Genomic DNA, 12,395 nt, shown 5'->3' on the forward strand with positions numbered 1-12,395 from the left:
GGCGTCAGACCTGTGCTCGGCAATGGACCTGTGCGCGGCGTCGGACCTGTGCTCGGCAATGGACCTGTGCGCGGCGTCGGACCTGTGCCCGGGATCAGACTCGCCTGCGCTGTCGGCCGGTCGACCCGGGTCCTCGTCGGCGGAGGCCGAGGCCGAGCCTCCGCCGCTGTGGTCGGTGCCGCCGGTTGCGCCCGACCGGCGCAGCCGGCCCGCGACCCGGTGCGCCTGGCGCAGCGCCGAGTACGCCAACCAGTCGCCGCGCCCGACCAGCCGGTGCTTGAGCCCGGTCACCCCGGAGGGCATCGGGTAGCCGCCGGTGGGCAGGTAGCGGCGGTAGTGCTCGGCGACCCGGTGGAAGAAGGCCCGCCGCAGGTGTGGGTGCAGCCGGTCGTCGTTGCCGACCACAACGAGGTAGTGGCTGATCATCAGCTGGAACAACTCGGCCCTCAGGCCCTCGTCCGGGTGCCGCCGGCTGACCCAGTCCATCAGTCGCTCGTACTGGGCGAACGCGTCGAAGTGCCGGCCGCTGCGGGTGGAGGTGATCGCGCCCTGCCGACCCTGCCGGTACAGGTAGCAGATGCGGTCCAGCACCGAGATCTTCTCCGCGCCGATCAGCAGCGGGTGGCTGAACGGGATGTCCTCGTACCAGCCGGGAAAGAAGCGCAGCTCCAACTCGTCGAGGAACGCCCGGCGGACCACCTTGTTCCACGCGGTGTGCTGCACCCGCAGCAGGTGCGGCTGGTCGGCGAGCCGGGCGACGCCCGACACCCCGCGCAGCAGGTGGCTGCTCGCGTCGACCTCCCGTCGACCGTCCTCGTGCACCCGCAGGTGGTCGAGCATCAGGACGTCGGGCTGGTGCTCGCGCAGCCGGTCCAGCACCGCCCCGACCGTGCCGGGGGGAAGCCAGTCGTCGCTGTCGACGAACCAGACGTACCGGCCGGTGGCCTCGTCGAGGCCGGCGTTGCGGGCCAGGCCCAGGCCCACGTTGCTGGTCAGGTGCACGATCCGGACGCCGTCGCGCCCGGCGGCGTACGAGCGCAGCATCGCGCCGCAGCCGTCCGGCGAGGCGTCGTCGACGGCGATCAGCTCGACCGCGTCCGACTCGCCCGCCGGGATGTCGGCCCGGATCGATTCGAGGCACTGGTACAGGTACGCCTCGACACCGTAGACCGGCACGACGATGCTCAGCAGCGGTGCGTGCGTCGGCTCATTGACCACGTCGCCACCTTTGACGACGAGAGTGGCCAGTCCCGGAACCTGACGTGGCTGTGGAAGGTGAAATTCCTGAACTCCGGCGAAGCGGAAGGTTAACAACGGCCGCCCGGTTCACCCGGGAGTGACCCGGTAAGGTGCCCCGGTGCGGCCCTTCCGGGCCGTCGCGTCGTTTGACGCGCCCCGGGGAGGAGACATACGTGCTGGTGACCCTGCGGAGCGTCGGGACCCCGGCATGACGAGCACCGCTGACGCCTCGGCTGTTGCGCCCGCACCCGCCGTGGCGCGGCTTCCCTCGCTGACCGGGCTGCGGTGGATCGCCGCGCTGCTGGTGTTCGGCTTCCATGCAGGCACCATGCGGATCATCGCCGAGCCGGACTACAAGGCAGTGGTCGACGGGGTGTTCGCCCTCGGCCTGTCGGGGGTGCAGTTCTTCTTCATCCTCAGTGGCTTCGTGCTGGTCTGGTCGGCCCGCCCGGGCGACTCGCGGCGAACCTTCTGGCGGCGGCGGGTCGCCAAGATCTATCCGAACCACCTGGTGCTGTGGGCGGCGGCGCTGCTGGTCGCCTGGTGGTTCGCCGATCCGGTGCTGCCGGCGGCGGCCCTGGAGAACCTGCTGCTGTTGCAGGCCTGGGACCCCCGGCCGGGCTGGTTCTACAGCATCAACACGGTGAGCTGGTCGCTCTCCTGCGAGTTCTTCTTCTACCTCTGCCTGCCGCTGGCGCTGCCACTGCTGCGCCGGGCCCGTCCGTCGACGCTCTGGGTGCTGATCGTCGCGCTGCCGCTGGTGATCCTCGCGCTCTGGCCGGCGCAGCAGTTGGTGCCGGAGGTCAGTCGGTGGTGGTTCACCCAGATCTTCCCGCCGGTGCGGTCGCTGGAGTTCTGGCTGGGTGCGGTGGCGGCCGAGTTGATGCGCCGGGGGCTGTGGCGTGGTCCCGGCCTGACGACGGCCACCGTCCTCTTCGTGGCGACCTGGGTGGCCGCCTCGCAGTGGATCCGCGCCGAACTGTGGACCACCCTGCTCGCGGTCGCGTACCTGCTGGTGATCACCGCCGCCGCGGACGCGGATGTGCGGTCCCGGCGTTCGCCGTGGCGGTCCCGCCCGCTGGTCTGGCTCGGCGAGGTCTCCTTCGCCTTCTACCTGGTGCATGTGCTGGTGATGACGAGCGTGCTGCGCTGGAGCGGGGACTGGGGGACCGGCTTCCGTGGCTGGCGCGGCCCGGCGGTGGTGCTCGGGTTCCTGGTGGTGAGCCTGGTTCTTGCCGGGTTGCTGCACCGCTTCGTCGAGACGCCGCTGATGCGCCGGCTCGCGCCGCGCCGCGCGGCCCGACCGGCGGCCGTCCCCCGGCAACGGACCGGTGACGCCGAGGCCGCCGGCAGCGAGGCCGCCGGCAGCGAGGCCCGTGGCAGCGGAGGCACCGACAAGCCCGACGAGCGATCGACGTACGCCGACTCGCGCTGACGGGGTCCATCCTGGTCGGACGCGGTCGGCGCGGCGTGGGTCGACACGCCCGGTGCCGATGCGCCCGATCGGGGCCGGCGGTAGCGTGGGACCGTGCTTCCGGTCGCCCTCACCTGTCCCCTGTGGTGGGTGGCGCGTTGGGCGACACGGGTGCTGACCGGCCTCGCCGTCGTCGCCGCCCTCGCGCTGGGCGCGGGCACCTCACCGGGTGCGCCGTCGACGCCGGCCGCCGGCGCGTCGACGGTCGCCGTCGGGTCGGCCGTGTCGTCGTACCGGCCCGCCTCGGTGGTCGGCGTCGGGCACCCGGCCTCCGCCGCCGAGATCACGGCCGACGAGGCCGGCTCGGTGCGCGCGACCGACCCGCAGCCGGCACCGCCCGGCGGCGAGGGTGCCCTGCCCGCCGCCGCGGTCGGGCTGCTGCCGGTGGGCCCGGCCGCCGACCGGTTGCCCCGCGCCGACGACCCGGCCAGCGCGGGTCCTCGCGACCCACCCGGGCGCTGACCCTCGGGACGCCCGTCCCGAGCCCTGCGGGACGCCCGTCCCGCCACCGCACCTGTCGACACACCGCTCCGCACCCCGCCGACCCGTGGCCCGCCCTGGCCCGGACGGTCGTGCGGCTTCCCATCGCAACGCTCTCTTGCCGAGGTGCCGACCATGGAGACCGTCGTCTTCTACCAGTTCCTGACCGAGGTGCCGCAGGCCGTCGCCATCTGGTCGGCCCTGCTCCTGCTGGCGCTGACCGTGCTCGCCGTCCTGGTCGCCCGTCCCGAGCGGGACACCCCGGCGGTCGACCCGGCGCCCACCGCCCGGGAGTTGGCCGCCGCCGAGGCCGCCGACCTGCGCCGGTACGCCGAGGAGGTGGCCGTCGCCGCGGCCGGCGCGGCGCAGACCGCCCGCCGTCGGCGCGCCGACTGGCTGACCGCTCAGGAGCAGGTGGAGCAGGCCTGGATCAGGTACGACGAGGCGGACGCCGCCGCCCGTCGGTTCGCGGGCGCCGGGGCGCTGCCCACCCCGCGTACGCCCCGCACGCCCACCGAGTACGCGGCCCGGGAGCGCTACCTGCACCAGGCGGCGATGGCGGCGCACTGGCGGGGAGACCTGGCCATGCGGCAGCTCAGCGACGTGTTCGGCCACCGGCACGGTTGGGATCCGCGCCGGCACCCGGTGGAGCAGGAGGCGCTGCTCCACCGGGCGATCCGCAACGCGAGGCGGGCCGACTACGAGGTCGCCGCCGCGCGGGAACGGTTGGCGTGGCGCGACGCCGAGTTGGCCGCGTCCTCGGCGCGTGCCCTGGCCGACGAGGCGTACGCGGCGGCGGCTCGGCTGCGGCCGACCCGGGCGATGCCCCGCCGAACCGTGCGGGTGGCGGCCCTTCCGGCTGCTGCGGCGCGCTGGCGTCCGGCCCGGGTGGGCTGAACGCCCCGAATATTCGGTGAGCCCGGTCACACCTTCCGGAAACCGGGCGGCTGACGCGTTCGGCCGGATTGTTCGCGCGGATGTGTCGGCATTGTCGACGACCTGTCCGCTTGTCGACCTGAGGTGCCGCCGTAACCGCTCGTCCTATCGAGTCACGTCAGTGGCAATACGCCCAGAAATTGTCGCGCCGCCTGAGGTTTACGCAGCTGAACCAGGCTTGGCAGGGTTCAGGCCGGCCAGTAGTGTCGTCCCGTCCGGTGCGGTAATCGATCGCAAGTGGCGACGCCGCGCTGACCCGCTCAATCGTGATCAACGAACCGGGGACCCACCAGTAAGTCCGGGGTGAATCCGCGAGCCACGGCCCGCGGTAGGGCGATCTTCCCGCCCGAATCCGTCAGCTAACCCGGTAGGCGGTGTCGGAAGGAGTTCCATCCTCATGCAGCACCCCTGCACCCCTCGGCCATTCCTCCGCCTTCACGGCGTAGCGGTACCCGCGCTTGTCCGTCTCGTGACGGTGAGCTGACCCCCCGGGTCACCGCCTTTCCCGCCCGGCCGCGCCGGGCGTTCCCCTGAGCGGTTCACCATCCGCGGACCACGGTCCGCGCGCTGGCGCCTGCCCGAATATCGGGCTGCCCCGGTGTGCCGCTCTCCCCCCGAACCGTGGAGGAACCGTGAAGCACACCCTGCAGCGTCAGCTGCGTCGTCTCGCCACCGAACGTCCGTACCAGATCGCCGCCGCCTCCGTCGCGGCCCTCGCCATCGCGACCACCACCGGCACCCTGGTTGCCGGCGGCGATGACGCCCCGGCCAGCCAGCACACCGCGACAACGGTCGCCGAGATGCGCAGCGACACCGCCGCCTCCCGCAGCGAGGCCCGCGTCCCGTCCCCCTCGGCCAGCACCGCCCCGAGCACTGCCGCCCCGTCCGCCAGCGCCGCGTCGCCCGCCGCCAAGGCCAGCAGCGACCCGGACGTGACCGCCAAGAAGGCGGCACCGAAGCCACCCGCCACCAAGGTGCTCGACTACGACTACCAGGTGCAGAACACGTACTACAACTGCGGCCCTGCGGCCACCCGCAACGCCCTCAGCGCCGCCGGCATCAACCGCACCCAGAATCAGCTGGGCGCCGAGCTGGGCACCACCGAGATGGGCACCAACTCGGCCCTGGACACCACCCGGGTGCTCAACGCCGAGGTCAAGGGCTCTCCGTACCAGACCCGGATGTTCGCCGGCTCGCCCAGCCCGGCCCAGATGGACCGCCTCCAGGCTGATGTCGTCACCGCGATCACCGACGGTCGCGGCGTGGTGGCCAACGTGGCCGGGGACGCCGTCGACACCAACGGCGGCTGGCACTCCTACGGCGGCGGGCACTACGTCGCGGTGGTGGGCTACAAGGACGACGGCCGTACCGTGCGGATCGCCGACTCGGCCGACGCGGCAAACGCCGAGTACTGGATGACCACGATCGACCTGGCCAACTGGATCGCCACCCGGGGCTACTCCGCCTGACCCAGGTGGAGTCCGAAGACGCCGCGGGCGCCGACCCCCACGAGGGGCCGGCGCCCGCGGCGTCTTCGTCGATGCCGGGGCGACGGCTCTCGTCGCGGGCTGCGAACCGTGGGAGACTGCGGCCGTGGTGGATGAATCGGGTGGTCACGCCGACCGTAGGCCGGTCCTGCTTCTGCTGCACGGCATGGGGGCGACAGGTGACGTCTGGCTGCCCTGGGCGCCACTGTTGGAGCAGCACTGGCCCGGGCGGTGGCTGGCACCCGACCTCGCCGGCCACGGCTGGTCGGCCCCGCTGCCGTCGTACTCCTTCAGCGGTTTCGCCCAGCGGGTCGCCCAGGCTCTGGCGCCCGGTGACCGCATCGTGGTGCTCGGGCACTCGCTGGGTGGGGTGGTCGGCCTGGCGCTGGCCGCCCGCGCGGCCGGGACGCCGGTGGACGCCGTGGTCGGGTTGGGCATCAAGGCCGTCTGGTCACCGGACGAGCTGACCCGCGCCGTCGACCTCGCCGCCCGCCCGGTCAGCTGGTTCGCCAGCCGCGCCGAGGCGGCCCGCCGCTACCTGCGGGTCGCCGGCCTGGCCGGCCTGGTCCCACCGGACGATCCGATGGTGGACGCCGGCCTGCGCCAGGTCGACGGTCGGTGGCGCCTCGCGATGGACACGAGCGCGTTCGCCGTCGGCGAGCCCGATCTCGCCGCGCTGCTGGCGGCGACCGACGTGCCGGTGGTGCTGGCGCGCGGCGAGCACGACCCGATGGTCACCGACGCGCAGCTCAAGGAGTACGGCGTGCCGGTCGCCACGCTGCCCGGGCTCGGGCACAACGCGCACGTGGAGGACCCGGCGGCCGTGCTGGCGCTGCTGGACGCGTATCGCTGAGCGGTGGGTCAGGTCAGGGGAGTGAGCTGCGCCGGCCGTTCGGTCGCCTGGTGCGTCGGCGCCAGCTCCCGGCGGGCGGCGGTCAGGAACGCCTCGGCGTACGCGTCGGCGGGGAAGTCGCCCAGGTAGCGTCGGCGGGTGGCCCAGCGCGCCTCGGCCAGCGGGTCGGTGTCGAGCAGCGAGGTCAGCACCTCGACCGCGTTCGACATGTCCCGCCGCAGCACGTAGCCCGACCCGGCCAGCGGGAAGTTCTCGGTGAACCGGTCGCCCTCGTCGCCCATGTCGGTGACCGCGTACGGCTTGCCGGAGTAGAGGTAATCCGAGATCACCCCTGACACGTCGGAGATCAGGGCGTCGGAGCGGTTGACGCACTCGGTCAGGCTCAGCTCCCGGGCTGCCGCGCCGACCACGTGCTGCCGCCCGGTGCGGCCCCGGTCGGCGACCAGCAGTTCGGTGAGCCGGCCCAGCTGACGGGCCGAGGTCGGGTTCTGCGCGGTGTAGGGGTGGGCCCGCAGGATCACCGTCGCGCCGCGCTCCAGCAGCCGCCGCAGCAGCTCCTCGGCCACCGGCAACGAGCAGTAGTCGGCGTCGGCGTGGTGCCCGGTCCAGGTCGGCGTGTACAGCACCGTGGGGTGGGCCAGCCCGATCGCCGGCTCGGGGCGTACCTCGATCGACTCGACCTGGGGTCGGCCCACCACGACGAACTTCTCCGCCGGGATCTGCACCCCTGCGCGGGCGTACCGGTCGATCGCCGCCGGACCGGCCACGAAGATCCGGTCGAAGATTCCCGACACCGGGTTGGCGCTGGGCGCCTTGTCGCTGTCGCCGTGGTGCAGCTGCACGTGGGTGAGCTGGGTGAACCGGATGCAGTGGCTGTTCTTCGCGCCATGGTTGACGTAGAAGGCCACCCGCAGGCTCGGCACCAGCGCGTCGTCCATGGCCCGCAGGGTGGGGCAGTAGACGACCGGCGCGCTGGTGGCCGCGGCGATCGGCGCGAGGAACTCCGGCTCTCGCACCATGACCATGAACGGGCGGCCGATCCGCTCCAGGTACGGCAGCCACATGGTGACCTGGTACTCGGAGCCGGACGGCGCGGAGAAGTGGAGCAGGAACTCCGGCTGGTGCCGACGCAGCGCGCGGGCGACCGGGCCGCCGCCGCTGCTCGGCCGGAACCGTCGCTGGGCCAGGTCCAGCGCGACGGCACCGGCGCCAGCGCCCACGAGCAGGCTGGCGGCCAGTGCGACGGTGGCGGGCAGGGTGAGCGCGGCGGCCAGGGCCACGGCGGCGAGCAACCCGAGCAGGCCCACACCGAGTTGACCGGCGATCAGCGGGGTCCAGGTCCGTACCGGCAGGTTGGCCGCCCGGATCTCCAGGTTGCCGGCGGCGCGCAGCGGCCCCACCAGCAGCACCAGCCCCAGCAGGACCAGCGCGGTGGCGACCAGCGCCAGGTCGACCCCGTCGTCCAGGCGCCGGGAGTAGCCGACCAGCACGGCGGCGGCGATCAGCGCGGTCTCGGCGACGAGGTCGGCGCCGGGCCGGATCCGCTGTTCGGCGGCGGCCGCGACCAGCGCGGCGATGGCCAGCGCCAGCCCCCATCCGGTGGCACCGGTCAGCGCCACCACGACGAACGCCAGTACGGCCAAGCCGACGCTCAGGCACCGAGCGGCCAGCTTTCGGATCAGGTCACCACGCATGCCGCTCCGTTCGCCGCCGTCCCGCTTCCGGTGCCCGCGTCAGCTCGCGGCGATGGTGCCAGCCGACACCTCGACCCGCCCCGACCCAGGCTGGGCCGGCACGGTGGCCTGCGTCGGCCCGTCGCCGGGCGCCCGGCGTACGTCGATGACCTGGCCGGTCAGGTCGGACACGAGCACGTCGAGCGACGACTGGGCGACGGCCTCCGCGGCGAGCAGGGTGTGCTCCGGCTCCTCGCCGAAGGCCCGCGTCCGCATCGGGGTGGCCGTCCGCTCCGGGTTGATGCAGTTGACGCGGACGCCGACGTCGGCCCACTCGTCGGCGAGCGCCTGGGTCAGGTTGACCAGGGCGGCCTTGGTGGCCGAGTAGAGCGCGTAGCGAGCCCGACCCCGGGTGTACGAGCTGGACGTGTAGAGCAGCAGCTGACCCTTGGTCTGCTGGAGGTAGGGCAGGGCCTGACGGGCGATGGTGACCGGGCCGACGAAGTTGACCTGCAGGAGCCGGTCCATCGTCTCCTCGTCCATCTCGGCCAGGGCGCCCCGCTCCAGGATCCCGGCGGTGACCACCACGTGGTCGATCCGGCCGGTGGCCTCGAAGGCGGTCTTCAGGGCGGCCTCGACGTCCTCGGCGCGCTCCACGTGGGTGCCGGTGGTGGAGCGGCTGAACGGGAAGACCTGGGCGCCGTAGCGCCGGGCCAGCTCGGTCAGCTCGTGGCCGATGCCGTAGCTGCCGCCGAACACCACGATGGTGCGCCCGGTCAGCTCCTCGGTGTAGCTGCGGTGGTCGGTCAGCCGGGGCGCCTGCGCCGCGGCGAGCTGGAAGAGCTTGTCCGCCAGGTGTACGTCGACCGGGTGCGTGACCTTGATGTTCTCGTCCGAGCCGTCGATCACCTTGATCGGGGTGCCCGGCAGGTAGCGCAGGACCACGCCGCAGTCGTCGGTGGCGGCGAAGTCGGGGTCACCTTCGGCGAACCGGTACGCCTCGCGGATGGTGGGGGAGCGGAACGCCTGCGGGGTCTGGCCGCGCCGCAGCCGGGAGCGCACCGGGATGTCGGTGATGCAGTCGTTCTCGTCCACCTGGATGATCGTGTCCGCGGACGGGATGGCCACGTCCACGGCGTCGTAGGTCCAGAGCGCGTTGACGCACTCGCGGACGATCCGGCCGCTGAGCAGCGGGCGTACCGCGTCGTGGAAGAGGATGTTGCAGTCGGCCGGGCCGACCGCGTCCAGGGCGATCCGGGTGGTCGCGTTGCGGGTGTCGCCGCCCTCGATCACCTTGGTGACCTTGCGCAGGCCGGCCTTCTCGACGATCTGCTGGGCGTCCTCGACGTGGCCGGTGGCCATCAGCACGATGATTTCGTCGATCTCCGGTGCGGCCTCGAAGACCGCCAGGGTGTGCTCGATGATCGGCTTGCCGGCGATCTTCAGCAGCTGCTTGGGGATGCCGAGGCCCAGCCGGGTCCCGGTGCCGCCAGCCAGCACCACGGCCACTGTCCGTGAGGGCCGCCACGGCACGGGAGTCTCCGTTGCGGCGTCCGGGCCAGTGGTCTGGTCCTGCGTCATTGCCGGATCCTCACTCTCTCCGAATGCGTTAACGGAAGGTTCCGCCCGAGCGGCGACGGAATGAACCTTAACGCGCGGGCCGCGCCGCCCCAACGTGGGCGACGCGGCCCATGGCACCGTGTCGATGCCGGAGGTTCGCCGGCACCTTACTTGCTGTTCGCGTACGCCTCGTATTCGCGGATGACCTCGTCGGTGGGGCCGTCCATCCGAAGGACGCCCGATTCCAGCCAGATCGTCCGCTCGCAGGTGTCGCGTACCGAGGAGAGCTGGTGACTGACCAGGAACACCGTGCCGGCGCCCTCGCGCAGCTCCCGCACCCGCTGCTCGCTGCGCTTGCGGAAGCCCTTGTCGCCGGTGGCGAGCGCCTCGTCGATGAGCAGCACGTCGTGCTTCTTGGCGGCGGCGATGGAGAACCGCAGCCGGGCCGCCATGCCGGACGAGTACGTCCGCATCGGCAGGCTGGCGAAGTCACCCCGCTCGTTGATCCCGGAGAAGTCGATGATCCCCTCGGCCTGCTTGGCGACCTCGTCGGGATGCATGCCCATGGCCAGGCAGCCCAGGACGACGTTGCGCTCACCCGACAGGTCGTTGAGCAGCGCCGCGTTCACGCCCAGCAGAGACGGCTGCCCCTGCGTGTGGATCGCGCCCCGGTTGACCGGCAGCAGACCGGCGATGGCCCGCAGGATGGTGGACTTGCCGGAGCCGTTACTGCCGATCAGCCCGATCGCCTCGCCCCGGTACGCGGTGAACGAGACACCCTTGACCGCGTGCACCTCCCGGACGTTCGGCGCGTTGGTGCGCTTGACCAGCCGGCGCAGCGCGGCCACCGGCGTGGTGCCACCGCCAGCGCCCTGGTGCACCCGGTAGATGATGTGCGCGTCGTCCACCACCACGGTCGGGATGCGCTCCCGCGCCGGGGTCAGTGTCGCGGTCGCCTCGCTGGAGGCCCCGATGTGCTCAACCACGGCCGTACTCCTGTTCGCCGCGCCAGAAGTAGATGAAGCCACCGATCCCGGCCGCCACCGCCCAACCCGCCGCGACCAGCCAGAGCTGGGTCAGCGACTCGTTGAGCAACGGCGGTTCGTCGAGCAGCGCGTAGCGGGCCAGCTCGATGTAGACCAGCAGCGGGTTGTACTGGACCAGCGTCGCCGCCCAGCCGGGCAGCCGCGCGAAGAGGCTGACGCTGTAGAGCACGCCGGAGCCGTACATCCAGGTACGCATGAGGAACGGCATGACCTGCTTGAGGTCGCTCGCCTTGGAGCCCAGCCGGGCGACGAACAGCACCACGCCGGCGTTGAACACCGCCTGGAGCAGCAGGGCCGGCACCAGCATCAGCCACTTCCAGGTGATCGGCTCGCCGGTGACCAGCACGATCCCGATCAGCACCACCATCGAGGCCAGCAGTTGCTGGAACTGGGTCACCGTGGTGGACAGCGGCAGGCTGGCCCGGGGGAAGTGCAGGGCCCGGATCAGCCCGAGGTTGCCGCTGATCGACTGGGTGCCCGCCAGCACGGCGCTCTGGGTGAAGTTGAAGATGAAGAGCCCGGTGGTCAGGTAGCCGATGAAGTTCGGGATCCGGTCGTTCTGCCCCAGCACCACCCCGAAGATCAGGTAGTAGACGGCAGCGTTGGTCAGCGGGGTGAGCACCTGCCAGAGCTGGCCCAGCTTGGCATTGCTGTACGAGGCGACCAGCTTGGCATTGGCGTACGCGGCGACGAAGTGCCGGTAGGCCCACAGTCGGCGGCTGTACTCGACCAGAGAGGGGCGCTCACCGGCGACCCGCAGTCCGTGTCGAGCGGCCAGCTGCGCCTGGGTCAGGCCCGTGTCGGGGTCGACCAGCGCGGTGGTGGCCATGGAAATGGCGCTCCGATCTTTCGTGCAGACGGGTGGCTCGCGACGATGGAATCCTAGTGGGAAGTGTGCGCGGGGCGCCGCCTCGTCGCTGCGAGGACAGTAGTCCGAAACACGTCGGGACGCAACCGTACCGTCGTTGCGCTACGCTGATGGGCGTGACCTGCGAGAAGAGATCCTGGTGACGACCGAGAAGAGGCGCGCCCCGGCCGGTGCGGCGGTGCTGCGCGGCGAGATCACCACGGCCATCCGGCGCGCGCTGATGCAGGAGCTCGCCGCGGTCGGCTACGGCCGGCTCTCCATCGAGGCGGTGGCCCGTCGGGCCGGCGTCAGCAAGACGGCGATCTACCGGCGGTGGAGCTCCAAGCTCGACCTGGTGGTGGAGATCGTCGCCGCGGCGGCGCACGGCAAGCTGCCGGTGCTGGACACCGGCACCCTGCGCGGCGACCTCGCGCTGCTGTTCCAGGCGGTGGCGCACGCGCTGCGCCACCCCCTCGCGTCGCAGATCATCCCGGACCTGCTGGCCGAGGCCGCCCGCAACCCGGCCATCGACCAGACCCTGCGTCAGGTGCTGCACGCCCGGCAGCAGGAGATCGGCGGTCGCCTGGTCACCCGTGCCGTGCAGCGCGGCGAGCTGCCCGCCGACACCGACCCGGACGCCGCCGTCGACCTCATCGTCGGCCCGCTCTACTGGCGGCTCGCCATCGCCCGGCTGCCGCTCACCGACAGCTACCTGGACAACCTGGTCGAATCCGTGGCGTCCGGGCTCGGTGCGAGCGTTTCCCTGCCGCAGCCGAGAGTGGCGCCTGTCTCTGGCTGAC

General features: G+C 72.3%; 10 protein-coding genes, 1 pseudogene and 1 riboswitch. Of the genes and pseudogenes, 6 read left to right on the forward strand and 5 right to left on the reverse strand.

From position 1 onward, the window contains the following. Positions 1–204 precede the first annotated feature (204 nt). Positions 205–1,218: pseudogene (locus ABZ808_RS15070) on the reverse strand (glycosyltransferase); the annotation flags it as partial. A gap of 229 nt (positions 1,219–1,447) precedes the next feature. On the opposite strand from ABZ808_RS15070, the gene ABZ808_RS15075 reads away from it, so the two are divergent. The 5 genes from ABZ808_RS15075 to ABZ808_RS15095 all read left to right on the forward strand — a co-directional run bounded on the left by ABZ808_RS15075 (position 1,448) and on the right by ABZ808_RS15095 (position 6,469). Further along, on the forward strand, positions 1,448–2,674 hold the full coding sequence (locus tag ABZ808_RS15075) for an acyltransferase (protein ID WP_357005911.1): 1,227 nt from the start codon (positions 1,448–1,450) through the stop codon (positions 2,672–2,674). A gap of 93 nt (positions 2,675–2,767) precedes the next feature. After that, entirely contained in the window at positions 2,768–3,175 is a 408-nt protein-coding gene (locus tag ABZ808_RS15080; RefSeq protein ID WP_357005914.1) for a hypothetical protein, read from the forward strand. 153 nt (positions 3,176–3,328) lie between these two features. Further along, positions 3,329–4,090 (forward strand): hypothetical protein, encoded by a 762-nt coding sequence (locus ABZ808_RS15085; RefSeq protein ID WP_357005917.1) that lies wholly within the window; start codon positions 3,329–3,331, stop codon positions 4,088–4,090. 286 nt (positions 4,091–4,376) lie between these two features. Further along, positions 4,377–4,518, forward strand: a riboswitch (cyclic di-AMP (ydaO/yuaA leader). 243 nt (positions 4,519–4,761) lie between these two features. Next, on the forward strand, positions 4,762–5,598 hold the full coding sequence (locus ABZ808_RS15090) for a C39 family peptidase (RefSeq protein WP_357005920.1): 837 nt from the start codon (positions 4,762–4,764) through the stop codon (positions 5,596–5,598). 124 nt (positions 5,599–5,722) lie between these two features. Next, entirely contained in the window at positions 5,723–6,469 is a 747-nt protein-coding gene (locus ABZ808_RS15095; RefSeq protein ID WP_357005923.1) for an alpha/beta hydrolase, read from the forward strand. An 8-nt stretch (positions 6,470–6,477) separates the two neighbouring features. Here the strand turns inward: ABZ808_RS15095 and ABZ808_RS15100 are convergent, their stop codons facing one another. The 4 genes from ABZ808_RS15100 to ABZ808_RS15115 all read right to left on the reverse strand — a co-directional run bounded on the left by ABZ808_RS15100 (position 6,478) and on the right by ABZ808_RS15115 (position 11,577). After that, the gene (locus tag ABZ808_RS15100) at positions 6,478–8,163 is read right to left on the reverse strand and encodes a CDP-glycerol glycerophosphotransferase family protein (RefSeq protein ID WP_357005926.1); all 1,686 of its coding nucleotides are present in this window, start codon (positions 8,161–8,163) and stop codon (positions 6,478–6,480) included. 39 nt (positions 8,164–8,202) lie between these two features. Next, positions 8,203–9,723 (reverse strand): bifunctional cytidylyltransferase/SDR family oxidoreductase, encoded by a 1,521-nt coding sequence (locus ABZ808_RS15105; RefSeq protein ID WP_357005929.1) that lies wholly within the window; start codon positions 9,721–9,723, stop codon positions 8,203–8,205. Positions 9,724–9,869: 146 nt separating this feature from the next. Next, positions 9,870–10,688 carry an ABC transporter ATP-binding protein gene (locus ABZ808_RS15110; protein WP_357005932.1) on the reverse strand — a complete coding sequence of 273 codons (819 nt, stop codon included), beginning with the start codon at positions 10,686–10,688 and terminating at the stop codon, positions 9,870–9,872. Further along, positions 10,681–11,577, reverse strand: coding sequence for an ABC transporter permease (locus ABZ808_RS15115; protein ID WP_357005935.1), 897 nt, complete (start codon positions 11,575–11,577; stop codon positions 10,681–10,683). The genes ABZ808_RS15110 and ABZ808_RS15115 overlap by 8 nt, the downstream gene beginning before the upstream one ends. Before the next feature lie 178 nt (positions 11,578–11,755). Between ABZ808_RS15115 and ABZ808_RS15120 the strand changes: the two genes are divergently transcribed. Beyond that, complete coding sequence (locus ABZ808_RS15120) at positions 11,756–12,394, forward strand: TetR/AcrR family transcriptional regulator (RefSeq protein WP_357005939.1); 639 nt, start codon at positions 11,756–11,758, stop codon at positions 12,392–12,394. Position 12,395 lies beyond the last annotated feature (1 nt).

It is taken from the genome of Micromonospora sp. NPDC047527 (assembly GCF_040643015.1).
GTDB lineage: Bacteria > Actinomycetota > Actinomycetes > Mycobacteriales > Micromonosporaceae > Micromonospora.

Coding starts and splice junctions, on each gene's coding strand:
- ABZ808_RS15075 (WP_357005911.1), top strand. CDS start 1,448: ATGACGAGCACCGCTGACGCCTCGGCTGTTGCGCCCGCACCCGCCGTG.
- ABZ808_RS15085 (WP_357005917.1), top strand. CDS start 3,329: ATGGAGACCGTCGTCTTCTACCAGTTCCTGACCGAGGTGCCGCAGGCC.
- ABZ808_RS15100 (WP_357005926.1), bottom strand. CDS start 8,163: ATGCGTGGTGACCTGATCCGAAAGCTGGCCGCTCGGTGCCTGAGCGTC.
- ABZ808_RS15105 (WP_357005929.1), bottom strand. CDS start 9,723: ATGACGCAGGACCAGACCACTGGCCCGGACGCCGCAACGGAGACTCCC.
- ABZ808_RS15115 (WP_357005935.1), bottom strand. CDS start 11,577: ATGGCCACCACCGCGCTGGTCGACCCCGACACGGGCCTGACCCAGGCG.